Raw genomic sequence first — 24,449 nt, 5'->3', positions numbered from 1 at the left:
TTTGCCCGAAAGGTTTCTATATGACCCCTTCGACAACACAGGGATCATGCCATGCCGCCCGCCAAGCCGACGGTCGCCAAGATGACCGAAACCGAAATCGCCCGTGTGCAGAGCTATCTGCGCAAGACGCTCGGCAACGACAAGATCATCATCCAGCCGCCCGAGAAGGCCGGTCAGTCCGCAGAAGTCATGCTGGGCGACGAGTTCGTCGGCACCCTGCACCGCGACGTGGACGAGGGTGAGGTCTCCTACGCCCTGCACGTCGTCATCCTGGAAGAAGACCTGCCGGCAGCCCCGACGGCCCGTCGCTGAGGCACGTCCTTCCGGCGTCCTTCCAGCGCGGTCCTCTCCCGCCCTGCGGCGGGAGGGGCGCTTGCCCGCGCGCCAATCTTGCCCGCGCGCCAATGAAAATTCTGAGGAATGTCAGCCCGGCCGGCTGTGGCGGCGCAGTTCGGCGGCCAGCCCGGCCATCAGCGTCTCGCCGCCCGACAGGGTAAGGCCACGCACCAGGATCAGCGCCGGCTGATGGTTCCGGCGCAGCAGAAGCAGCCGGTAGCCGGCGCGCGGACGCCGTCCCCTTACGGGCTTCTCCTCCTCCATGTCCACGTCACCGCCGGCCAGCGCCAGCTCGCGTTCGTGCTGCTGCGGGGTCATCGTCTGGATGCGCGCCACGAACAGCGGCCGCTTGCCCTGCGGCGGGTAGAGCGCCACGCCGCGGATGGTGTTGTGCGGGATCAGCTGCCCGTGGGCGGTCAGCCCCTCCGGCGCCACGACCAGCCGAACGGCGCTGCGCCTCGCGGCCCGCAGCAGCGTGATCACCCACATCAGGAGAAGCGGCACCGCGCACAGCATGCCCAGCCAGCGCAGCATGGAGGCCGCCGGCTCCAGCGTCAGCTCGGCGACCACGACGAAGCCGGCCAGCAGGATCGCCGCGTAGAGCAGATGGGCGAAGCGCTGTGGCGGCACGCTGGAAGGCGACGCCTCGAACACCGCCGCCTGCCCCGTGTCTTCACGGGATATCTCGACCTCGGGCATCCCGTCCGCATCCTCGTCACGCCGCCGCACGCCGTCCTAATACCTCCGACGCGCGCAACTTGCCAGCGGGCCGGCGCCCGTCCGCCTGTCCGGCGATCCGGTCACCTGTCCGGTCCTCCAGACAGGTGCGGTCCGGAGGCCCTCCCCGAAAGCGAGGGAAACCGGCTCCGGAAGCCTGTCCAAGCTCTGGCACGGGCATTGCTTTCCTTTGCAACGAAGCGTCCCGTGGCTGCGTCGTTCCCTGTGGCCATGGCGGCGATTCCTCCAAAGCATCTGGCCGGCCGCACCGCCGTTTTTCGCGACGGGTGCGACCGGCACTTTTTTCTGGAGGAGACTGTGCTGTCAGTTGCCGACGGGCGGCTCGGCCCCTTCGGTCGGGAAGTCGGCGGGAAGCGTGATCTCCAGCATCTCCAGATCGTCGGAATGCGCGATCTCCACATGCCGGATGCCCGGCGGCTGGTGGACGCAGGAACCGGCCTGCAACAGCACCTCTCCCACGCCCTCATACGCGAACTTCACCCAGCCCTTCAGCACATAGACCATCTGGAAATCCAGCGCGTGCCGGTGCCAGCCGCCGTGCGACGGCTCGCCGGGGCGGGCGCGGATGACGTGGGCGTTCGCCTTGCCCGCCGTGGCGGCGCGAATGCCCAGGTCGCGGTACTCGAAGAAGGGCCGCAGTCCGTCGCGCGTGAAGTCCGCCGGATCGGCATGGCTGACCGCGAAGGTCACCGAATCATTCGCAGGCGCGTCGTTTTTGGACATGCCGTTTCCTCCCGTCATCATTGATTGCACCGAGTATGACCGAAAGCCGCGTATACGGCATACCCCCGCCGCGCACGGCGCCATTGCGGCGGATGCAGGGCGCCGCGCTATAGTGATCCCCGCCGCGCGAAAGACGTGGCCGCCAAAGAAGAAATGCCCGATCGGGAGGAAAGCATGGACCACGCCGTCGCGGAGTCCGCCGGACAGCCGCCGCTGCCGCAGGATGTCGCCGTCAACCCCATCCGCTCCGCCGCGGACTGGCAGAGTCAGCGCGCCGCCTGCGAAGCCGATCCCGGCGCTTTCCACGGAGCCATCGCCGCGCAGACGATCCACTGGTTCGACGGCGCCCACTGGCTGATGCGCGGGGCCGACGGCGTCTGGCGCGGCTGGAACGCCGCGACGGGCGAGGCTGCGGAGCGGGCAGATTGGACGCCCTGGACCCAGGCCTTCGACGGGTCGGAGGCGCCCTTCTACCGCTGGTTCGCGGGCGGGCTGACCAACGCGGCCTTCAACGAGGTGGACCGCCACGTCCTGTCCGGCCATGGGGCGGAGACCGCTTACTGGTACGAGGGCGACCGCTGGGACGCCGCCGCCAACGGCGGGCGCGGGGGCCCGGTCCATCACGTCACGCTGACTCGGCGCGAGCTGCTGATCCGCTCCGCGCTGGCCGCTCTGGCGCTGCGCGGGTTGGGCCTGCGCCAGGGCGACCGCATCGCGCTGAACATGCCCAACATCCTCGACCAGATCGTCTGGACGGAGGGGGCGAAGCGCCTCGGCGTCATCTACACCGCCGTCTTCGGCGGCTTCTCCGACAAGACGCTGTCCGACCGCATCGAGAACGCCGGCGCCCGCGTCGTCATCACCGCCGACGGCGCCAGCCGCAACGCCGAGATGGCCCCCTTCAAGGAAGCCTACAGCGACCCGGCGCTCGACCGCTTCGTCGCCCTGCCCACGGCGCTGCGCATCACCGAGGAGGTCCTGCGCGCCAAGCTGGGCGACACCGCCCTGATGGAGCCGGTGCGCCGCGGGCTTGAGGGCGAAATCACCGTCGCCCCGGCCGACGTGATGCGCGAGCTGGGCCGGGCGCTGGACCGCGACGGGACGCTCGACGCCGCCACCGTGGCCGACCTGCGCGCCAGCGTCGCCGAGGCGCTGACCGCCGCCCCGCCGCGGGTCGAGGCGGTGATCGTCGTCCGCCACGCCGGGCTTCCCGACATTCCTTGGACCGAGGGGCGCGACGTCTGGGCGCACGAGCTGCTGGCGAAGGCCGAAGCGGAGCTGTGCGCCGCCGCCGGGCTGCCGGACACCGGTCTTCCGGGCATGGAGGCGCTGCGCGCGCTGGATGACCGGGCGCTCTACGCCGCTGTGGCGAAGGCCGTTCCCTGCGTTCCGGTGGATGCCGAGTATCCGCTGTTCATCATCTACACCTCCGGCTCCACCGGGAAGCCGAAGGGCGTGGTGCATGTCCATGGCGGCTACGTCGCCGGCCTCGCCCACACCATGAAGGTCAGCTTCGACGCCCTGCCGGGCCGCGACGCGATCTACGTCGTCGCCGATCCCGGCTGGATCACCGGGCAGAGCTACCTCATCACCGCCAGCCTCGCCGCCCGCATCCCCGGCATCGTGACGGAGGGAGCACCCGTCTTCCCCAACGCCGGGCGCTTCGCCTCGATCATCGAGCGGCACAAGGTGACCATCTTCAAGGCGGGCGTGACCTTCCTGAAGACGGTCATGACCCACCCGGAGAACCGCGCCGACGTGGAGCGCTACGACCGCAGCAGCCTGCGCGTCGCCACCTTCTGCGCGGAGCCGACCAGCCCGGCCGTCCAGGCCTTCGGCATGGCGGTGATGACGCCGCAATACATCAACAGCTATTGGGCGACGGAGCATGGCGGCATCGTCTGGACCCACCCCTACGGCAACCCCGACCAGCCGCTGCGCGCCGACGCCCACACCTACCCCCTACCCTGGGTTCTCGGCGACGTCTGGGTGCCCGAAAGCGAGCCGGACGCCACGGGCCGCGTCGCCTTCCGCCCCTCCGGGCCGGAGGAGAAGGGCGAGATCGTCGTCACCGCCCCCTATCCCTACCTGACCCGCACCATCTGGGGCGACGCGGACAACGTCGGCAAGCCGGGCTGGAAGGGCGACTTCGACCGCTTCGTAGCGACTTATTTCGGGCGCTTCCGCGATGCCGAGGGCCGGCCGGTCTGGGCCTATCTGCAAGGCGACTTCGCCCGGCGCTACGACGATGGCAGCTTCAGCCTGCACGGCCGGTCCGACGACGTCATCAACGTGTCCGGCCACCGCATGGGCACGGAGGAGATCGAGGGCGCGATCCTGCGCGACAAGCAGATCAACCCCGACAGCCCGGTCGGCAACGTCATCGTGGTCGGCGCCCCCCACCGCGAGAAGGGCCTGACCCCCGTCGCCTTCGTCCTGCCCGCCAAGGGCCGGGACCTGACGGCCGACGACGAGCGCCGGCTGAAGGATCTGGTGCGGCAGGAGAAGGGCGCGGTCGCCGTCCCCTCCGACATCCTCGCCGTTCCGGCCTTTCCCGAGACGCGCTCCGGCAAATACATGCGCCGTTTCCTGACGGCGATGATGAACGGGGAGCCGCTGGGCGACACCTCCACCCTGCGCAACCCGGAGTGCCTGACCGACCTTGAGGCGCGCATCGCCGCCTGGACGCGCGGCCAGCAGCGGGCCGAGGAACAGACTCTCATCGAGCGGCAGCGCTTCCTGTCCGTCCAGTACGACCGGCTCGCCGACGGCGTGCGCATGGCGACGGTGACCATCGACAACCCGCCGGTCAACGCCCTGTCCGACCGCCTGCTCGACGAGTTGGACACGCTGGTCGTCCATCTCGCCCGGCGGGCCGACGTGCGCGCCGTGGTCATCACCGGCACGGGCCGCAACTTCGTGGCCGGCGCCGACATCCGCCAGCTTCTCGACGAGGTGCGGGACGAGAGCGAGGCCCGCGCCCTGCCCGCCAAGGCCCACGCCGTCTTCCGCGCCCTCGCGGCGATGGACAAGCCGGTGTTCGCCGCGATCCGCGGCGTGGCGCTCGGCGGCGGCTGCGAATTGGCGATGGCCTGCCACGTCCGGGTAGCTGACCCGCGCGCCCGGCTGGGCCAGCCGGAGATCAATCTGTTCCTGCCGCCGGGCTATGGCGGCACGCAGCGTTTGCCGCGCCTGCTGCTGCGCAAGGACCCGGAGCGGGGGTATGGGCGGGCGCTGGAGATCCTGCTGTCCGGGCGCCAGATCGACGCCGGGACCGCGTTGGAATACGGGCTGGTCGATGTTGTGGCGCGCGGGGCGGACGACGCGCTGACGCTGGCGAAGGCGATGGCCCGCGACGCCGCACTTGCCCCCACCCTAACCCTCCCCCGCTGCGCAGGGGAGGGAACTCCGCCGCCCGCCGACAAAACCCTCCCCTGCGCAGCGGGGGAGGGAGGAGCCCGCGAAGCTCTCGCGCAAGCGAAGCTTGCGCTGACGCGGCAGGCGGACCCTCTGGGTCCGCCGAGAGCGGGAGGGTGGGGGCAACACTCCCCCAACACCGCCCGCCTCCTCCGCCAAGCCCATAGCGTCGGCCGCGGCCCGGTGGCCGACACCATCGTCCAGCTCGTCGACACCGGCCTGCGCGACGGCTTCGACGCCGGCTCAGCCGCCGAGATCGCCGCCTTCGCCCGCTTCCTCCTGGATTCCGAGCACGGTGCCAAGAAAGGCATCGCCCTGTTCCTGGAGAAGAAGTCCCCGCCCCTCCCCGCCCGTCCGCGGCGCGACAGCCGCGACGGCGTGCTGCCCATCGGCAGCCCCTTCGTCCCCGGCGCCACACCCCTGCCCCGCTGGCAACTCGCCCAGGCCGTCGTCCGCGACCTGGAGACGGGAGCCGCCGCCCACGGCGACCCGGCGCAGGCCGAAACGGAGGTCGTCATCCCCGTCCCCGAGCCCGGCCCCGCCCAGGCGCTCGTCTACGTGCTCGCGTCGGAGGTCAACTACAACGACGTCTGGGCACTGACCGGCATCCCCATCTCCCTGTTCGACGAGCATGACGAGGACGTGCACGTCACCGGCTCCGGCGGCGTCGGCATGGTCGTGCGCATGGGCGAGGCGTTGCAGGCGCAGGGGCGCTTGGCGGTCGGCGATCTGGTCGCCGTCTATTCCGGCGTCTCCGACCTGCTGGACCCGGAGGCCGGGGCCGACCCGATGTTCACCGACTTCCACATCCAGGGCTATCAGTCGCCGGACGGCAGCCACCAGCAGTTCATGCTGGCCGACGGGCCGCAGCTCTTCCCCCTGCCGCCCGGCCTCGCGCTGGAGGAGGCCGGCAGCTACATGCTCGCCGCCGGGACCGGCTACCGCGCGCTGTTCACCGCCCTCGACGTGCAGCCCGGCAAGCGCCTGCTGGTGGAGGGAGCGGCGGGCGGCACCGGCGCCTGGACCGTGGAACTGGCGCTGGCCCGGCGCATGAAGGTGACCGGCATGGTCTCCTCGGAACGCCGCGCCGCCGCGATCCGCGCCCGCGGGGCGGCGGCGGTGGACCGCTCCGTCGCCGAGGCCGCCTTCACCCGCATCCCCGCCGATCCGGCGCAGTGGGCGGCGTGGGAGGAGGCCGGACGCCCCTACCTCGACGCGCTGCGCGCCGCCAACGGCGGCCAGCTCGTCGACTACGCGGTCAGCCACGCCGGCGAGACGACCTTCCCCCGCACCTTCCAGTCGCTGGGGGACGGCGGCGCGCTGACCTTCTTCGGCGCCTCCAGCGGCTATCACATGACCTTCCTCGGCAAGCCCGGTTTCGCCGAGCCCGCCGAAATGCTGCGCCGCGCCCGCCTGCGCCCCGGCGAAGCCGTGCTGGTCTTCTACGGCGCCGGGGCGGTGGGGCTGCGCGACGACATGGCGCTGTCGGCCATCGAGGCGGCGCGCGAGTCCGGCGCCCGCGTCTGCGTCGTCACCGACCGCGATTCCGAGCGCGACTTCGTGCTGTCACTCGGCTATGGCGAGGCGCTGGCCGGCGCCGTGTCGCTGGCCGAGATCGCGCGCCGCGTCCCGCATTTCGACTGGCCCGACACCATGCCGGACCTGCCCGATCCGCAGCGCGAGACCGCCGCCTTCAAGGAGGCCGTGCGCCTGTTCACCGAGGACACCTTCAAGCCGCTGGGCCAGGCGGTGGGGCGCATCCTGCGCGCCGCCGACAACCCGCGCGGCATGCCGGACGTGGTGGTGGAGCGGGCGCGGCGCGACACGCTGGCCGTCTCGACCATGCTCGTGAAGCCGCACACGGGGCGCGTCGTCTATTGCGGCGACATGAGTGGTCGTCGCTACAGCTTCTACGCGCCGCAGGTGTGGATGCGCCAGCGCCGCGTCCTGATGCCATCGGCAACCATCGTCGGTACGCATCTTTCGAACGCTGCGGAAATCGCAGGGCTGAACCGCGTCATTGCGTCGGGGGCGGTCCGTGTGCCAACGACATACCTCGGTGACTGGGAGGAGCTGCCCACGCTCCATCAGGCCATGTGGGAGAACCGCCTGCCGGAAGCGACCGGCGGCGCCGCCAAGGCCGTCGTGAACCACGCGCTGCCGGAGGCGGGCCTGACCTCGCGCGACGAACTGCTGATCGCCTGGGCGGGGTCGGCAACAGGAAAGGGACAATGAGGCTTATCATCAAGGACCTGTGCCACCGCTACGACGACCTCGTCGTGCTGGACGGCATCGACCTGACGGTGCAGGAGGGCGAGGTTCTGGCCGTCATCGGCCCGTCGGGCTGCGGCAAGTCCACCCTGCTCGGCATCGCCGGCGGCATTGTGGCGCCCACCTCCGGCACCATCGCGGTGGCGGGAGAAGTGCCGGACGGCTGCCTGAACCCGATCACCTTCATCTTCCAGGACTTCGCCCTGCTGCCCTGGCGCAGCGTCGAGGACAACCTGTCGCTCGTCCTCGAACACCACCCACTGTCGGCGGCGGAGCGGCGGGAGCGCATCGAGTCCGGCCTGCGCCGCATGGGTCTGTGGGATTTCCGCAAGGCGCTGCCCAAGCAGTTGTCGGGCGGGATGCGCCAGCGCGTCGGCATCGCCCGCGCGCTGGCCGTGCGCCCGGCCATGCTGCTACTGGACGAGCCGCTGTCGGCGCTCGACGCCCAGACGCGCGAGCTGCTGATGGAGGATTTCCTGTCGCTCTGGCAGCGCGAGCGGACGACCGCCCTCTACGTCACCCACAATCTGGACGAGGCGCTGCGGCTGGCCGACCGGGTCGTCGTGCTGAGCCGCCGCCCCGGCCGCCTGCGCGAGATCGTAACCATCGAGGAGCCGCGCGACCAGCGGCTAGAGCCCTCCGCCCAGGCCCATCTGGCGGAGGTGCGCGACCGGCTGTGGCACCTGATCCGGGCCGAGGCCCAACTGGCCGACCGGGAGATCGCCGATGCCTGACACCAGTCTCCCGATGACCGAACGTTCCGCCGTGCCGTCGCAACCCGTCCGTTTCCGCGGCGGCGGCTTCACGGTCAAGGGGCACCGCTGGGCGGCGCTGCTCGCCTTCGTGGTCCTGATCGCGGTGTGGGAATCCACGAACCGCTTCGGCCTCGTCAGCGAGCTGTTCCTGCCGCCGCCGAGCGCCGTCGCCTCGGCGCTTGCCGCCATGGCGCAGGACGGGTCGCTGTGGCAGCACCTGAAGGCGTCGCTGATGCGCATCGGCGTCGGCTGGGTCATGGGCACGGTGGCCGGCATGGCCGTGGGCTTCGCCATGGGCATCGGGTCGGTGGCGCGGGCGGTCGGCGTGCCGCTGGTCTCGGCCTTCTTCCCGATCCCGAAGATCGCGCTGCTGCCGCTGTTCATCCTGTGGTTCGGCATCGGCGAGCCGTCGAAGTTCGCCACCATCGGCTTCGGCGTCTTCTTCCCGACCGTGATCGCCACCTACAGCGCCATCGATTCGGTGCCGCGCAACCTGATCCGCATGGCGCAGAGCTTCGGCCTGCCCTGGGCGTCGATCCTGCGCAAGATCGTGCTTCCCGGCGCCCTGCCCGGCATCCTCGCCGGCTTCCGCATCACCGCCTCCATCGCGCTGATCCTGGTGGTCGCGGCGGAGATGATCGGGGCGGAATACGGCATCGGCGCCTTCGTCCTGACCGCCGGCAACCTGATGCTGACCGACCAACTCCTGGCCGGCGTGCTGGTCCTGTCGCTGCTCGGCCTGACCATCGGGACCGTGCTGTCCATCCTGGAACGCCGCCTGCTGAAATGGCGGTAAGAAAAATGAACATCGAGAAAGGGAGACTGAGAATGACCGTCGTGCGTTGGAGCCGCCGTTTGGTTCTGGGTGCAATGGGTGCCGCGGCCCTGGCGCTGGCCGGGACGCCCGCCGCCGAGGCGCAGGGGTTGGAGAAGACCTCGATCGGCGTGCTGGCGCTGGCCTCCTCCGGCCCGATCTTCATCGCCAAGTCGAAGGGCTATTTCGAGAAGGAAGGGCTGGACGTCGATCTGAAGATGTTCACCTCGGCCCAGCAGGTGCCGGTGGCGGTGGCCTCGGGCGACGTGGATTTCGGCGTCACCGGCCTGACGGCGGGCTTCTACAACCTCGCCGCCAAGGGTGCCGTCACCATGATCGCCGCGCAGAGCCGCGACGAGCCGGGCTTCCAGCTCAGCGCCTATGTGGCGACCAAGGCGGCGCATGATGCCGGGCTGACCAAGCCGGCCGACCTCAAGGGCAAGCGCATCGCCATCACCACGGTGGGCTCCACCTTCCATTACATGGTCGGCCTGCTCGGCCAGAAGCACGGTTTCACGGTCAAGGACGTGACCATGGTGGCGATGCAGGACGTGCCGAAGATGGTCGCCGCCTTCAAGGGCGGTCAGGTGGACGCGGTGATCGCCCCGGTGACGGTGGCCCGTCAGCTCGCCGCCGAGGGCTCCGGCACCATCCTGGGCTGGGTCGGCGACGAAACGCCGTGGCAGCTCGGCGCCCTCTTCACCAGCCCGAAGACCGTCGCCCAGCGCCGCCCGCTGGCCGAGAAGTTCGTCAGCGCCTATCTGACCGCGCTGGCCGAGTACCACGCCGCCTTCAACGCCAAGGACGCGTCGGGGGCCGTGGTCAAGGGTCCCGGCTACGACGAGCTTCTGGCGATCATCGCCGAGGCCACCAAGCAGAAGCCCGAGGTGGTCGCCGCTGGCCTGCCCTACGTCGAGCCGAAGGGCAAGCTGCTGGTCGACGACGTCGTCAACCAAGTGAAGTTCTGGCAGTCCGAAGGTCAGGTCGACAAGGCGCTGGACGCCAAGTCCGTCATGGACCTGACCTTCGTCAAGTAAGCTCGGGTCTCAGCGCTTGCCCGGCCCGTAGACCTTCGGCTGGGAGAAGTTGATGTGGTCGAGAAGCTCCTGCGTCGGACAGCCGTCCACCGGGAGCTTCGCGGCCTTCTGGTAGGCGCGGATGGCAGAGCGGGTGTTGGGACCGATCTTCCCGTCGATCACGCCGGGACGGAAGCCCTGCTCGGTCAGGGTCTTCTGGATGCCTTCCACGTAGGCGAAATACATGTCCGGCGTCATGCTGTCCGTCGGACAGGCGGCGTAAGCCGGCGCCGCGAAGGCCGTGGCGGCGAGGAAGGCGGCGAACAGGCTGCGGTTCATGGTCTCTCTCCGTTTCTTGTTGCGGAGATCAACAACGCAGAGGCCGCGTTTCTTCCCAAGGGGTAAAAATAGGGCCAAGGGGTAAAAATAGGGCCAAGGGGTAAAAATAGGGGGGTGCTTTACCCCCACCCTAACCCTCCCCCGCTGAGCGGGGGAGGGCCGGGGTGGGGGCAAGACCTACCCCACCCGCACTCACGCAGCCGCGTCGTCGCTCTGCCCCTTCAGGCGGGCGGCCAGCGCGGCTTCTAGGAACATGTCCAGGTCGCCGTCCAGCACCGCCTGGCTCTGCGAGGTTTCCACCTCGGTCCGCAGGTCCTTCACCATCTGGTAGGGGTGCAGGACGTAGGAGCGGATCTGGTGGCCCCAGCCGATGTCGCTCTTGGTCGCCTCAAGCGCGGCGGCGGCGTCCTCGCGGATCTTCAGCTCCCGCTCGTACAGGCGGGCGCGCAGCATGTCCCACGCCTTGGCGCGGTTCTTGTGCTGCGAGCGCTCCTGCTGGCAGGCCACCACGATGCCGGTCGGCAGGTGGGTGATGCGGATCGCCGAGTCCGTCTTGTTGACGTGCTGGCCACCGGCGCCCGACGCCCGGAAGGTGTCGATGCGGCAGTCCTTCTCGTTGATCTCGATGTTGATCTTGTCGTCGATCACCGGAGACACCGAGACGGCGGCGAAGCTGGTCTGGCGGCGCGCCTGGCTGTCGAACGGGCTGATGCGCACCAGACGGTGCACGCCGGCCTCGGTCTTCAGCCAGCCATAGGCGTTGTGGCCGCTGATCTGCGCGGTGGCGGACTTGATGCCGGCCTCCTCGCCGGGGCTCTCTTCCAGCCACTGCGTCTTGTAGCCGTGCTGCTCCGCCCAGCGGAGATACATGCGCATCAGCATCAGCGCCCAGTCCTGGGCCTCCGTGCCGCCGGCGCCGGCGTTCACCTCGATGAAGCAGTCGTTGGCGTCCGCCTCGCCCGAGAGCAGGCTCTCGATCTGGAGCTTGGCCGCGCGGTCGCGCAGCGCGTAGAGCTGGGCCTCGGCATCGGCGACCACGGTCGCGTCGCCCTCGGCCTCGCCCATCTCGATCAGTTCCAGGCTGTCCGACAGGTCGCGCTCAAGCGCACGGTAGCCGTTCACCGAGGTTTCGAGCTGGGTGCGCTCGCGCATGATGGTCTGCGCGCGGGACGGGTCGTCCCACAGCTTGGGGTCTTCGGCGTGGGCGTTCAGTTCGTCGAGACGACGCAGCGCGTTATCCCAGTCAAAGATGCCTCCTCAGCAGCGCCAGCGATTCTCTAATCTCGCCGGCGGCCGCTTCGATCTCGGCCCGCATCGCAGTGCCTCCTCGTCAGCCAGAGTTGAACCAGTGTCTTGGCCCTTATGTAGCGGGTTGGCAGCGGCGTTGCACCCTCTTATTCCACAGCCGCCCCGGCTTCCGCGACGCTGGACCGATCCGCGACGGTAACCCGACGGAGCGCCGTTCCGTCACCGGCGCACCCGGCCAACCCACTCGGATGAAACCGTTTTCGCACCGCAAAACCACTTTCGCGGCGCGAATAAGTGGCAGCCCCCCGTGATAGCGTCACCGACGTTCGTGCCCGTCTTCCGGCGGGCGCGGGCTGTCGGCGCCCCCGTTCCCCAACAACAATAGCGTGGCCCCCCGATGAACTTCACCAGCCTGGGGTTCCTGCTGTTCATCACGGCCTTCACGGCGGGCTTCATGATGCTCGCCAGGACGCGGCTGTTCACGCCGCTGCTGCTGGTGTCCAGCTACATCTTTTACGGCTTCTGGGATTACCGCTTCTGTCTGCTGCTCGCCGGCACGACGCTGCTCGACTTCTATTGCGGCCTGCGCATCGCCGACGCGCCGAACCGGGCCACCGCGCGCATCTTCATGCAGATCAGCGTGGCGACCAATCTGGCGATCCTGTTCTTTTTCAAATACTTCAACTTCTTCATCGACAGCGCGCAGGTGGCGCTGGCCTCGCTCGGCCTCGACGTCGGGCACCGCACGCTGTCCATCATCCTGCCGGTCGGCATTTCCTTCTACACCTTCCAGAATCTCAGCTACACGCTGGATCTCTATCTCGGCCATCTGGAGAAGCCGGAGCGCTCGCTGCTGCGCTACGCGACCTTCGTCGCCTTCTTCCCGCAGCTCGTCGCCGGACCGATCGTCCGGGCGCGCGATCTGCTGCCCCAGATCCAGAACGGCCCGCGCCACGATGTCAGCTTCGCCTTCCGCTTCGCCGGGCTGGAGAAGATCATCTGGGGCTATTTTCTCAAGCTCGGTCTGGCCGACAACGCTGCCGCGGTGGTCGACGCCCGCTTCGCCCAGCCGGAGTTCTTCAACGCGCTGAACCACGTCATCGGGCTGATCTGCTTCTCGCTCCAGATCTACGGCGACTTCGCCGGCTACTCGCTGATCGCGATCGGTCTGGCGCAAATCTTCGGCTACACGCTCTGCCAGAACTTCGCCCGCCCCTACTTCGCCATGGGCATGAAGGACTTCTGGCGGCGCTGGCACATCTCGCTGTCCACCTGGTTCCGCGACTATGTCTATATCCCGATGGGCGGCGGGCGCACCCACTGGCTGCGCATCCGCAACCTGACCATCGTGATGCTGGTGTCCGGCCTGTGGCACGGCGCCGCCTGGACCTTCGTCCTGTGGGGCGCCATGCACGCCACCCTGATGGCGGCGGAGGACGGCGTGCGCTGGCTGGCCAAGCGCAGCCCGCTGCGGCTGAGCGGCGCGCCGCTGATGGCGGGCAAGCTGCTGACGGTCGGTCTGGTCTTCCTTCTCATCACCCTGACCTGGCTGCCCTTCCGCGCCGACGACATGCACACCGTGCGGACCATCCTGGGCATCATCGCCGAGGGCGATTTCAGCCTGCCGCGCGGCATGCAGCAGATGAGCTATCTAGTCCGCGTCGCCCTGTTCGGCCTCGTCGTGCTGATGATCGACGCGATGATCGAGTTCGGGGCCGGGCGCCGCTACGCCGGGGTCAACGTCGTGGTCCGCTCCGCCGGCTGCGCCACGCTGATCCTGATGCTGCTGCTCTTCGGCAACTTCGCCAACCGATCCTTCATCTATTTCCAGTTCTGAGGGAGCCCGAACCATGATCCGCCTTTTGGCCGCCGTCGGACTGATCCTGGGCATGGTGGTCGCCATGGACCGCGCGGTGGCGTCCTGGATGGGCGACACGCTCCTCCAATCGTCGGACCGCTTCATGACCGTCTACCGCAACGGGCCGCCCGCCGACGTGGTGATCCTGGGCAACTCCCGCGCCGACAACCACTTCCCGGTGGAGGAGGTGCAGGCGCTGACCTGCGGCCGGGTGCTGAACCTGGGCATGGGCGGCGCCCCCACCACGGTCGGCGACCTGCTGTGGGAGGATTACCTAGACCGGCACGGCGCCCCCCGCCTGTTGCTGGTCGAGCCGACGAGCGTGGTCGACGATCCCAAGGCGCTCGCCGACCTGCCGCTGCTGGCCTACTACTCGGAGCGGGTGGACGGCTTCATCCGGCAGGTCGACGCCACCATGTGGGCCTCCAACAAGCTGTTCAACACGCTGATCTTCAACAACAACCAGACGATCCGGCTGGCCTTCGACGGGTTGCACCCGACCGGCGACCGGACGCTGAGCGGCACCATGTCGCCCTTCCTCAAGGCCCAGCTCGAAAAGGCGCCGACGGAGCGGATGGAGGGCTTCCAGCCGAACTGGGACGCGCTGGACCGCATCATCGGCACGGCGCGGGAGAAGGGCACGCGGGTCGCGGTGGTCATCACGCCCTTCTTCCCCGGCTACATCGAGAAGGTGACCAACTTCGACGCCTTCTTCGAGGATTTGAAGGCCCGCCTGCCGCCCGACGTGCCGGTCATCGACACCCGCCGCGAGGTCGAGGACGAGGCCCATTTCGTGGACGCCCTGCACATCAACCAGGAGGGGGTCCGGGTGATGCTGGCGCGGATGGAGGACCGGCTGCGCCCGCTCGCCGACTGCCCCACCGACACCGCCCCCGCCGACGCCATCGCCCAGCTCCGCCCGGACACGCACACCGCCGCCCGGCCCTGAGGCTTCGCACAAAAGAAAAGCCCCGCCTCCCGAACCGGGAAGCGGGGCTTTTTTCTTGGTCAAAGGACCGGTCAGTAGAGACCGCCGGTTCCCACCGTCGCCGCCGAGGGCGGAGCCGCCGGCGCGCCCCAGCCACCCGGCTGCTGGGCCGCCGGATCGCCGCCGGGCACCCCACCGGTCCAGCCGCCGTCCGCGGCATGGGCGGAGCCGTCCAGCACCATCTGCGGCTGGTCGGGGTTCGGCTCGGTGCCGGGGATGAAGGCCTCCCAGATCGCCTTGCGCTCGCCGGGCTGGGCGAGGCGCCCGTTCTCCGGGTTGACGCGGACGAGGCGCAGGCCGCGCGGCACGCGGAACGGCGTGGCCGGCTGGTCCTTCAGCGCCACCTCCATCACGTCCTTGAACACAGGCACCGCCGCCGAGCCGCCGGTCTCGCGGGCGCCCAGCGAGCGCGGCTGGTCGAAGCCGATGTAGGTGCCCACGACGAGGTCGGGCGAGAAGCCCATGAACCACGCGTCGTGGCTGTCGTTGGTCGTGCCGGTCTTGCCGGCCAGCGGCTTGCCGAGCGACAGCAGCTTCGTCGCCGTGCCGCGCTGCACGACACCCTCCAGCATGGAGACCATCTGATAGACGGTGCGCGGGTCGTTCACCTGCTCCCGCGTGTCCGTGACGGCGGGAACGGCCAGCCCGTCGTTCCAGGCCACCTGGTTGCAGGAGGCGCAGGGGCGCGTGTCGTGGCGGAAGACGGTCTTGCCGTTGCGGTCCTGCACCCGGTCGATGAAGGTCGGGCTGACCCGCTTGCCGCCGTTGGCCAGCATGGCGTAGGCGGTGGCGAGGCGCAGAACCGTCGTCTCGCCCGCGCCGAGCGACATCGGCAGGTAGGGTTGGAGGTTGTCGGTGATGCCGAAGTTCTCGGCCAGCGCCTTCACCTTGTCCATGCCGACAGCCTGGGCCAGACGGACGGTCATGACGTTCCGCGACTTCTCGATGCCGGCGCGCAGCGGCGTCGGGCCGTAGAACTCGTGGCTGTAGTTCTCCGGCCGCCAGATCGGCTGGCCGTGGCCGGGGTCGTACTCGAACGGCGCGTCCATCACCAGCGAGGACGGGGTGAAGCCCTGGTTGAGCGCCGTCAGATAGACGAAGGGCTTGAAGGAGGAGCCCGGCTGCCGCATCGCCTGGGTGGCGCGGTTGAAGGAGCTCATGTGCGGGGAGAAGCCGCCGACCATGGCGAGCACGCGGCCGGTGTGAGGGTCGAGCGCGACCAGACCGCCCTGCACCGCCGGGACCTGCCGCAGCGCGTAGGTGCCCGCCGGCGGCTCCTTGCCCTTCTCGTCCTTGCCGGCGGCCTCGACCAGGATCAGGTCGCCCAGCTTCGCGACGTCGGAGGGGCGGCGGATCTCCGGGCCGAGCCGGTTGTCGTCGCGCTGCGCCCGCGCCCAGCGCAGCTCGGCCAGCGGCACCCGGCCGCGCGAGCCGTCCGGCAGGCCGATGTCGAGCGCCGCCGCCTCGTCGTCCTTCAGCACCACCGCCAGATGCCAACCCTCGGACCCCGGAGGCGGCGCCATGGAGGCGAGCTTCTTCGCCCAGTTGTCGAAATTCTCCATCTTGCCGACCGGCCCGCGGTAGCCATGGCGGCGGTCGTACTGGACCAGCCCAGTGCGCAAAGCCTTGGTCGCCGCCTGCTGAAGCACCGGGTCCATGGAGGCGCGGACCGACAGGCCGCCCTCGTAGAGCGCCTGCTCGCCGTAGAGCTTCACCAGCTCGCGCCGGACCTCCTCGGCAAAATACTCCGAGGTCACATACTCCTGCTCGTCGCGCTTGCGCACGACCAACGGCTTGGACTGGGCGATTTTGGCCTCTTCCGGGGTGATGTGCCCGTCCTCGGCCATGCGCCCGATCACCCAGTTGCGCCGCGCGATGGCGGCGTCGCGCTGGCGTTCCGGGTGATAGTTGCTGGGCGCCTTGGGCAGGGCCGCCAGATAGGCCGCCTCCTCGATGTCCAGCTCGTCCAGCGCCTTGTTGAAGTAGTTCAGAGCCGCCGCCGCCACGCCGTAGGAGCGGTATCCCAGGAAGATCTCGTTCAGGTACAGCTCGAGGATGCGGTCCTTGCTGAAGGCACGCTCGATGCGGATCGCCAGGATCGCTTCCTTGATCTTGCGCTGGAAGGACACCTCGTTGGTCAACAGCATGTTCTTGGCGACCTGCTGCGTGATCGTCGAGGCGCCCATCGGCCGGCGGTCGCGGCCGAGATTCTCCACGTTGGTCAGGATGGCGCGGGCGATGCCGACCGGGTCGATGCCCTGGTGATCGTAGAAGTTCTTGTCCTCGGCGGACAGGAAAGCGTTGGTCACCCGCTTCGGCATGGCGTCGATGGGGACGAACACGCGCTTTTCCGACGCGAACTCCGCCAAAAGGCGTCCGTCCCCCGCATGGACTCGGGTGGTCACCGGCGGTTCGTAGTTGGCGAGCTTGGTGTAGTCCGGCAGCTCGTGGTCGTAATGGTCCAGCATGTAGACCAGCCCTCCCGCCCCGGCCAGGGCGAGGATCACGACGGCCATCAGGACGGACAGAATAAAGCGCATGACGGTTCCCAAACAGGCATGGCGGCGGTCCCGCCGCCTTCGTCCGGGACAGAGACCGGGAAGACGCGGAACCATCCGATGGGCGGCATACTACACCGCGAGGGGCGGCAGTCCGACTCCCTCGCAGCCATGTCAGGAAAATGTGACGACCACAAGGCGCATGCAAGAAAGTGGTGACCGGGTAAAGCGTATGCCCGACCGCATCCGCCCGCATGGCTCTTGATTGCCGGCGGTGCCCGGCGTGGCGAACCTTCGCTCTGTCGGCCTCAGCTCTTCTGGGCCCCGGTCAGCCATTTGAAATAGGCGTCGATGGTGCGGACCATGCCGCGGCCCAGCTTCTCGCGGTGGGCCGACTTGCTCAGCAGGCTGACGTCCTGGGGACTCGACAGGTAGCCCATCTCCACCAGCGCGGACGGCATGTCCGGCGCGGTCAGCACGGCGAAGCCGGCCTGCCGGTGCGGCTTGTTGGGGATCAGCTTGACCTCGCGGCCGAGATGGTCCAGCGCCATGTTGGCGAAGCGCTTGGAGTGGTTCATCGTGTCGCGCTGGGCGAGGTCGATGAGGATCGAAGCCACCAAGTCGTTCTCGGACGACAGGTCCATGCCGGCCAGCGCGTCGGCCCGGTTCTCCTTGGCGGCCAGCATCTCCGCCTCGCGGTCGGACGCCTTGTCGGACAGGGTGTAGATGGACAGGCCGCGCATGTTGGCGGAGCCGATGCTGTCGGCGTGCAGGGACAGGAACAGGTCGGCGTTGGCCTCCCGCGCGATGGCGACGCGGTCGCGCAGGCGGATGAACACGTCCTTGTCGCGGGTCAGCCGGACCCGATAGCGGCCGCTGCCTTCGAGTTGGCGCTTCAGCTCGCGCGCCATCGCCAGCGTGATGTCCTTTTCATAGACACCGCCGACTCCGACCGCGCCGGGATCGACACCGCCATGGCCGGGATCGACGACGATCATCGGCTTCTCCGGCACCGGCGCCGCCCGCGGCGGGACCGGCGGCGGCAGGGCCGCGGCGACCGGGACGATGGGATCCCTCGTCGCCGGCGGGCGGGCGGCCTCGCGGCTCACCGACGCGGTGCTGGTGGTGACTGCGACCGGGGCGGAGGCGGCGAACTGCGCCGGGGTGGTGCGGGCGATGTCCAGGACGAAGCGCGGCTTGAAGCCGTCGCGCGGCGGGATGAGGTAGGATTCGACCACCCGCGCCGGCCCGTCGGTCTCCACCACGAGGCGGGAGGCCCCGCCGTCGCGCCCTTCAAAGCGGTAACGGGCGACCACGCCCTTGCCCGCCATCACCGTGTTGCCGCCCGGCCAGCTCACGTCCGGCAGATCGACGACGACGCGGTAGGGCGAGCCGTGCACCGACACGGTGAAGGGCACCGAGTCGGTGAGTTCCAGAACCAGCCGCGTCTTGTCGGGATGCAGGCCGAGCCGCGCGTTCAGAACGGACACCCGCTCCTGCACCGGCGGCGGAAAGGGCAGCGCCGCGGTGGTCTGGGCCTGCGCCGGGGCGTACGGCAGGGCGACCGCCCCCAGAAGGGCGCCCAGCGCAGCGACAATCGCGAGCAATCGGGGCATCCGTTCCACCAGAAACCACAAACCGGCAAAGCCAGCGGTCAGCTATAGCGCAGCGAAATCAAGGCGCTCAACGGTGGTTTCCGGAAGCGTGGCGGAATTGTCTGCGAGGGTGCCGTTCGTGCAACAGTGCTCTGCTTCGTCCTCATCCCGGTGGAATGCCGCCGAACCGGATGCGGTGGACCGCAACTTTCGCCGAATTCCACGTTGTGCATGGTTTCGTGCTTGTCTATGGTAGCTCTGCGACATACCGCGACCCACCAGCCCACTCTTCCGAGAGGTTTCTCTCCGGGGTGACTGTGGGCGTCGCCCGCGGACCCCCACGGCCGAAATTTACATCATCGGGCGCGGTCCGGGGCGTGACGCTTCTGGGTTGCCGGTGGATTGGGACGAAACCTCGAAGCTGGTGCCGGCCGCAAGGCCGTAACCCGGAGGCCGAAGCCCGACCCGTCCTGGCTGCTTCGTCAGCGCCGTTCGACGGGTTAGGGGCCGGTTCCGCAGGCTTCGCTCACAACGATGACGCGCCCTGGCGGCTTGTCCGTCGCGCGGGCGGCCTGGGGCGTCATGGGGATCTTGTATGGCCAAGCGCATGCTGGTGGACGCCACGCACCCGGAAGAAACCCGGGTTGCCGTGGTCAATGGGAACAGACTCGAAGACCTCGACTTCGAAATCGCCACCCGGAAGCAACTCAAGGGCAACATCTACCTTGCCAAGGTGACCCGGGTCGAGCCGTCGCTCCAGGCGGCCTTCGTGGAATATGGCGGGAACCGCCACGGCTTCCTGGCCTTCTCGGAAATCCACCCCGACTATTACCGCATCCCGATCGCCGACCGTGAGGCCCTGCTGGCCGAGGAGCGCCGGCTGGAGGAGCAGGCCGAGGCCCGCGCCGAGGCCGCCGCCGACGGCGCCGTGATGGCCGAGCCGATCCGCCCGGAGGTGGTGGTCGAGGAGAACTCCCCGATGCCCGGCTCCTATGCCGAGGCCGAGGGCGATGGCTTCGAGGGCGACGTCCCGGCCTTCGCCACGGACGCCGGCACGGACGAGGCAGCGGAGTCGGAGGAAACTCCGGACGGCGCCGCCCAGGCCGAGAGCCCGGACGTCATCGGCGGGGACGAGGTCGAGGAGGCCCACCGCCGCCGCGCCCGCCCGCTGCGCAGCTACAAGATCCAGGAAGTCATCAAGCGCCGGCAGGTCATGCTGGTCCAGGTGACCAAGGAGGAGCGCGGCAACAAGGGCGCGGCGCTGACCACCTACCTGTCGCTGCCGGGCCGCTACTGCGTGCTGATGCCCAACACCGGCCGCGGCGGCGGGATTTCCCGCAAGATCACCAACCCCGCCGACCGCAAGCGCCTGAAGGAGATCCTGTCCGATCTCGACATTCCGGAAGGCATGGCGGTCATCCTGCGCACCGCGGGGCTGGAGCGCTCCAAGCAGGAAATCAAGCGCGATCTCGAATATCTGCTGCGTCTGTGGGACGACATCCGCGTCCAGACGCTGAAGTCCTCCGCGCCCTGCCTCATCTATGAGGAGGCGAACCTCATCAAGCGCTCGATCCGCGATCTCTACACCGACGACATCGACGAGATCTGGGTGGAGGGCAGCGCCGGCTTCAACACCGCGCGCGACTTCATGCGCATGATGATGCCGAGCCACACCAAGCGCGTCATGCAGTACCAGGACGACACGATCCCACTGTTCCACCGCTATCAGGTGGAAACGCAGATCGACGCGATCCACAGCCCGGTCGTGCAGCTCCGCTCCGGCGGCTACATCGTCATCAACCCGACCGAGGCGCTGGTTTCCATCGACGTCAACTCGGGCAAGTCGACGCGCGAGCGCAACATCGAGGAAACGGCCTACAAGACCAACCTCGAAGCCGCCGACGAGGTGGCGCGCCAGCTCCGTCTGCGCGACCTCGCGGGCCTCATCGTGATCGACTTCATCGACATGGAGGAGCCCCGCAACAACGCCGCGGTGGAGCGCCGCCTGAAGGAGGCGATGAAGAACGACCGAGCGCGCATCCAGCTCGGCCGCATCTCCGCCTTCGGCCTGCTGGAACTGTCGCGCCAGCGCCTGCGCCCGTCGCTGCTGGAGACCAACTTCGAGCGCTGCCCGCACTGCTCCGGCACCGGCGTCATCCGCTCGGTGGAGTCCGCCTCGCTGCACGTTCTGCGCGCCATCGAGGAGGAGGGCATCCGCAAGCGGTCGTCGGAGATCACCGTCTTCGTGCCGACCCGCATCGCGCTCTACATCCTCAACCAGAAGCGCGGCGAGCTGACCAAGATCGAGGACCGCTACCGGTTCCGCGTCATGGTCCAGGCCGACGACACGCTGATCGCGCCGGACCTGCGGCTTGAGCGCGTCAAGGCCCGCACGCCGGAGGACGACGTGCCGCTGGTCAGCGCCGAGCGCGTCCTGGCCGAGACCGACCGCATCCTGGCCGCCGAGGCCGAGGAGGCCGAGGAAGAGGCGCCCGTCGTCGAGGCCGCTGAGGCCGCCGGGGCCGAGGTGACGGAACGCGCCGACGCCGCCGGGGAAAGCGAGGGCGACCGCCGCCGCCGCCGCCGCCGGCGCCGTGGCCGCGGGCGTGATCGCGAGGATGGCCGCGCGCCGTTCGGCGAGTCCGCCGAGGGGACCGAAGGCGACGAGGGTGACGCCGAGGCCGAGGCTGCCGCCGATGCCGATGTCGACGAGACGGCGGTCGACGAGGAAGCGATCGAGCGCGCCCAGATCGAGGCTCCGGAGTTCGTCATCAGCGACGTCGATGTCGGCCCCGCCCACATCGAGGACGACGAGGACGAGGACGCCGACCTGGCCGCCTCCGAGGCAGACGACGGCGCCGATGCGTTCGATACGAACGGTGACGCCAATGGCGAGCGCAAGAAGCGCCGCCGCGGCAAGCGCGGTGGTCGTCGGCGGTCCCGCCAGCGCGAGGGCCTGGAGGCCGGCGAGGGTCTGCCCGCCGCCGAATCGGAAGATGGTGCCGAGGGCGAGGCGGAAGCCGAGTCCTTCCCGACCGCCGTCGAGGCCGGCCGCGCCGTCAACCCGCCGGAGCTGCCGGCGGACATGGAGCCGGTCGAGTTCGACTGGGTCCTGACCAGCGCGGTGCCCGCCAAGAACGCCGCCGAGGACGCTCCGGAAACCACGGCGGACACCGCCGCGGAACCGGCTGCCGAGGAGGCCGCCCCGGTGGCGGAGGAGGCTCCGGCCCGCAAGCCGCGCCGTGGCCGTGCCAAGGCGACCGCCGCGGAGGCCGCCGAGGCGGTGACGGCGGTGCCGGAAGCAGCCCCCGCCAAGCCGAAGCGCGCCGCCAAGGGTGCCAAGGCCGCCGCGAAGGTTGCCGCTCCGGAGGAGACCGCTCCGCCGCCGGCCAAGCCGTCGCGCAGCCGCAAGGCGAAGACCGCGGCCGTCGAGGCGGCGCCGGTCGCGGCCCCGGTCGCCGAGGAGCCGAAGAAGCGCCCGGCGCGTAAGCGCAAGACCACGGCGGACGCTCCCGCCGAGGCGGCGCCCGCTCCGGCTCCGGTTGCGGCTCCGGTCGCCGAGGAGGCGAAGAAGCGCCCGGCGCGCAAGCGCAAGACCGCGGCGGACGCTCCCGCCGAGGCCGCGCCCGCTCCGGCGGTCAGCGAGACGCCGGCGGCCCCGACCCCGGCCAACGAGCCGGCCGGCGCCGCTCCGGAGGCCAAGCCGCGCCGGGGCTGGTGGAACCGCTAAGCGCGTTTCATCGCCGTAAAGACTGGAAAAGGCGCCTCGCGGCGCCTTTTCCTTTTCCTGAGAACCGCGAAGGGTCCCGACCATGAGCAAGGCCTTCACCCGGGAGAACGACTCCGCCCCCGACGACGACGAGGCCGACGATCCCAAACCCTTGCCCAAGGGCGTGAAGAACTACATGACCCCCGAAGGCTTCCAGCGCATGCAGGAGGAGTTGCGGTCGCTGCTGCGCGTCGAGCGCCCGAAGGTGGTCGAGGTGGTGTCCTGGGCGGCCGGCAACGGCGACCGCTCGGAGAACGGCGACTACATCTACGGCAAGAAGCGCCTGCGTGAGATCGACCGGCGCATCCGCTTCCTGACCAAGCGCCTGGAATCGGCGGAGGTGGTCGATCCCACGCTTCAGAAGAACCGCGACCGCGTGTTCTTCGGCGCCACCGTCACCTACGCGCGGGAAGACGGGACGGAGAACACCATCACCATCGTCGGCGCCGACGAAGTGGACATGGACCGCGCCCATGTGAGCTGGATTTCGCCCATCGCCCGCGCCCTGCTGAAGGCGCAGGAGGGCGACGTGGTGGACCTGCGCACCCCCGCCGGGCTGGAGCAGATCGAGGTCGTCGCCATCCGCTACCCGGGCGACACGGCGTAGGAAAGGCTGGGGCTACAGAAGCCCCAGCTCCTCCAGTTCGGCGCGCAGGCTGGCGGCGCCGGAGAAACGGTGCGCCGTCATGCCGAGGACGCGGGCGGTCTCGACGTTGGCCGGGCTGTCGTCGATGAAGCAGCAGTCCGCCGCCGACAAGCCGTAGCGGTCCAGCAGGAGCTGGAAAATCGCCGGATCCGGCTTCACCAGCCCCTCGTCGCCGGACACGATGATCCCGTCGAAGACGTTCAGGAAATCAAAGCGCCTGCGGGTCAGCGCCAGCTTCTCCGACGAGAAGTTGGTGATGGAGTAGAGCGGCGTCCCGCGCTGCTTCAGCTCCATCAGGATCTCCGGCGTCCCGGCCATCGGGCCGGGCACCATCTCCTCCCACCGCTCGTGGTAGGCGCGGATCAGCTCGCGGCAGTCGGGGAACTCGGCGGCCAGGACGGCAACCGCCTCGTCCCACGGGCGGCCGCGGTCCTGCTCCAGGTTCCAGGCGGGGGTGCAGACGCTGTCGAGGAAGTCCTCCATCAGGTCCTCGTACCCGTCGAACAGCTCGCGGTAGAGATGCCGCGGGTCCCATTCGATGAGCACCTGCCCGATGTCGAAGACGACGGTGGTCGGCTTGGTCATCATCAGCCCTCGCCCCCGGCTCAGCCCTTGCGGGCCGCGGCGACGAGGTCCTTCATCTGCTCCAGCTTGATGGCGCCGGGGACCAGCTCGTCGCCGATGACGAAGGCCGGGGTGCCACGGATGCCCAGCTCCTCGGCCAGCGCCTGGTTGGCGGCGATGACCTTCAGCACCTCGGGGCTGTTCATGTCCTTCTTCAGCTTGTCGGTGTCCAGCCCGACCGACTTGGCCAGCCGCTGGATCACGTCGTCGTCGAGCTGGCCGCGGTGGGCCATCAGCGCGTTGTGGAACTCCAGATACTTGCCCTGCCCGCGCGACGCCAGGGCCGCCTTGGCCGCGGTCAGCGAGGCCGGGCTGAGGATCGGGAACTCCTTGAAGACGAAGCGCAGCTTGCCGTCGTCCTTGATCAGGCGCTCGGTGTCGGCCTGCACGGCCTTGCAGTAGCCGCACTGATAGTCGAAGAACTCGACCACCGTCACGTCGCCCTTGGGGTTGCCGGCCACCGGATCGGCGGGGTTCTGGAACAGCGCCGCCTTGTTGTCGGCCAGCGCCGCCTTGGCCTTCTGCTCCTCGGCCATCTTCTGGCGCTTCTGGAGCGAGTCCACGGCCTCCAGGATGATCTCCGGGTTCTTCAGGATGTAGTCGCGCACGACCTCCTCGACGGCCTTGCGCTGGGCGTCGTCCATCGGGCTCTGCGCCTGGAGGGCGGGGGCCAGCAGCCCCGTCGGAAGGGCCAGCGCGGCGGCGAGCGCCAGGGCGGCGGGGCGGATGCGGGTCATGTCGAACTCTCTCGTGGGGAGCCAAAACGGCGCGAAACGGGGCGGTACTGTGGACCGGGACGGCGGGGTCAGGCAAG

General features: G+C 69.3%; 17 protein-coding genes. 9 read left to right on the top strand and 8 right to left on the bottom strand.

Going from position 1 to position 24,449, the window contains the following annotated elements:
- The first annotated feature begins 81 nt into the window (after positions 1-81).
- Entirely contained in the window at positions 82-312 is a 231-nt protein-coding gene (locus FHW79_RS05700; RefSeq protein ID WP_035674258.1) for a DUF3126 family protein, read from the top strand.
- A 111-nt stretch (positions 313-423) separates the two neighbouring features.
- On the opposite strand, the gene FHW79_RS05695 is transcribed toward FHW79_RS05700, so the two are convergent.
- Together FHW79_RS05695 and FHW79_RS05690 are read right to left on the bottom strand one after the other, a co-directional pair.
- Entirely contained in the window at positions 424-1,035 is a 612-nt protein-coding gene (locus tag FHW79_RS05695) for a hypothetical protein (protein ID WP_183178032.1), read from the bottom strand.
- Positions 1,036-1,377: 342 nt separating this feature from the next.
- Positions 1,378-1,797 (bottom strand): cupin domain-containing protein, encoded by a 420-nt coding sequence (locus FHW79_RS05690; RefSeq protein ID WP_183178031.1) that lies wholly within the window; start codon positions 1,795-1,797, stop codon positions 1,378-1,380.
- 174 nt (positions 1,798-1,971) lie between these two features.
- Here FHW79_RS05690 and FHW79_RS05685 point away from each other — a divergent pair, with 174 nt between their 5' ends.
- From FHW79_RS05685 to FHW79_RS05670, 4 genes are read left to right on the top strand one after another with little or no spacing between them, the layout of a single operon-like run.
- Positions 1,972-7,449 carry an AMP-binding protein gene (locus tag FHW79_RS05685; protein WP_183178030.1) on the top strand — a complete coding sequence of 1,826 codons (5,478 nt, stop codon included), beginning with the start codon at positions 1,972-1,974 and terminating at the stop codon, positions 7,447-7,449.
- Entirely contained in the window at positions 7,446-8,219 is a 774-nt protein-coding gene (locus FHW79_RS05680; RefSeq protein WP_094306364.1) for an ABC transporter ATP-binding protein, read from the top strand. The genes FHW79_RS05685 and FHW79_RS05680 overlap by 4 nt, the downstream gene beginning before the upstream one ends.
- Complete coding sequence (locus FHW79_RS05675; protein WP_247884186.1) at positions 8,212-9,036, top strand: ABC transporter permease; 825 nt, start codon at positions 8,212-8,214, stop codon at positions 9,034-9,036. Before FHW79_RS05680 ends, FHW79_RS05675 begins: the two co-directional genes overlap by 8 nt.
- A gap of 32 nt (positions 9,037-9,068) precedes the next feature.
- Complete coding sequence (locus FHW79_RS05670; protein ID WP_183178029.1) at positions 9,069-10,091, top strand: ABC transporter substrate-binding protein; 1,023 nt, start codon at positions 9,069-9,071, stop codon at positions 10,089-10,091.
- 9 nt (positions 10,092-10,100) lie between these two features.
- Here FHW79_RS05670 and FHW79_RS05665 read toward each other — a convergent pair whose 3' ends face one another.
- Together FHW79_RS05665 and prfB are read right to left on the bottom strand one after the other, a co-directional pair.
- A complete protein-coding gene (locus tag FHW79_RS05665; RefSeq protein WP_038526709.1) occupies positions 10,101-10,409 on the bottom strand; it encodes a peptidoglycan-binding domain-containing protein in 309 nt (102 codons plus the stop codon).
- Positions 10,410-10,601: 192 nt separating this feature from the next.
- A protein-coding gene (gene prfB, locus FHW79_RS05660) for a peptide chain release factor 2 (protein WP_104675338.1) occupies positions 10,602-11,724 on the bottom strand; the annotation gives its coding sequence in 2 pieces (ribosomal slippage) (positions 10,602-11,654 and positions 11,656-11,724; 1,122 coding nt in all).
- 330 nt (positions 11,725-12,054) lie between these two features.
- Here prfB and FHW79_RS05655 point away from each other — a divergent pair.
- The gene (locus tag FHW79_RS05655) at positions 12,055-13,494 is read left to right on the top strand and encodes an MBOAT family protein (protein WP_183178028.1); all 1,440 of its coding nucleotides are present in this window, start codon (positions 12,055-12,057) and stop codon (positions 13,492-13,494) included.
- A 13-nt stretch (positions 13,495-13,507) separates the two neighbouring features.
- Positions 13,508-14,464, top strand: a complete 957-nt coding sequence (locus FHW79_RS05650; RefSeq protein ID WP_183178027.1) for a hypothetical protein — start codon at positions 13,508-13,510, stop codon at positions 14,462-14,464.
- 71 nt (positions 14,465-14,535) lie between these two features.
- On the opposite strand, the gene FHW79_RS05645 is transcribed toward FHW79_RS05650, so the two are convergent.
- Positions 14,536-17,043, bottom strand: coding sequence for a penicillin-binding protein 1A (locus FHW79_RS05645; RefSeq protein ID WP_183178026.1), 2,508 nt, complete (start codon positions 17,041-17,043; stop codon positions 14,536-14,538).
- Positions 17,044-17,309: 266 nt separating this feature from the next.
- A complete protein-coding gene (locus tag FHW79_RS05640) occupies positions 17,310-18,617 on the bottom strand; it encodes an N-acetylmuramoyl-L-alanine amidase (RefSeq protein ID WP_247884185.1) in 1,308 nt (435 codons plus the stop codon).
- Between the two features lie 574 nt (positions 18,618-19,191).
- On the opposite strand from FHW79_RS05640, the gene FHW79_RS05635 reads away from it, so the two are divergent.
- Together FHW79_RS05635 and greB are read left to right on the top strand one after the other, a co-directional pair.
- Positions 19,192-22,326, top strand: coding sequence for a ribonuclease E/G (locus tag FHW79_RS05635; RefSeq protein WP_183178024.1), 3,135 nt, complete (start codon positions 19,192-19,194; stop codon positions 22,324-22,326).
- Between the two features lie 82 nt (positions 22,327-22,408).
- On the top strand, positions 22,409-22,972 hold the full coding sequence (gene greB, locus FHW79_RS05630; RefSeq protein WP_183178023.1) for a transcription elongation factor GreB: 564 nt from the start codon (positions 22,409-22,411) through the stop codon (positions 22,970-22,972).
- A 12-nt stretch (positions 22,973-22,984) separates the two neighbouring features.
- Here the strand turns inward: greB and FHW79_RS05625 are convergent, their stop codons facing one another.
- Together FHW79_RS05625 and FHW79_RS05620 are read right to left on the bottom strand one after the other, a co-directional pair.
- Positions 22,985-23,599 carry an HAD family phosphatase gene (locus FHW79_RS05625; RefSeq protein ID WP_247884184.1) on the bottom strand — a complete coding sequence of 205 codons (615 nt, stop codon included), beginning with the start codon at positions 23,597-23,599 and terminating at the stop codon, positions 22,985-22,987.
- 17 nt (positions 23,600-23,616) lie between these two features.
- Positions 23,617-24,372, bottom strand: coding sequence for a DsbA family protein (locus tag FHW79_RS05620; protein ID WP_183178022.1), 756 nt, complete (start codon positions 24,370-24,372; stop codon positions 23,617-23,619).
- Positions 24,373-24,449 lie beyond the last annotated feature (77 nt).

The organism is Azospirillum sp. OGB3 (assembly GCF_014192915.1).
In the GTDB taxonomy this organism is placed as follows: domain Bacteria; phylum Pseudomonadota; class Alphaproteobacteria; order Azospirillales; family Azospirillaceae; genus Azospirillum.
The sequence above is the reverse complement of the archived record's forward strand: the minus strand, read 5'-3'. Positions and strand labels throughout refer to the sequence as shown.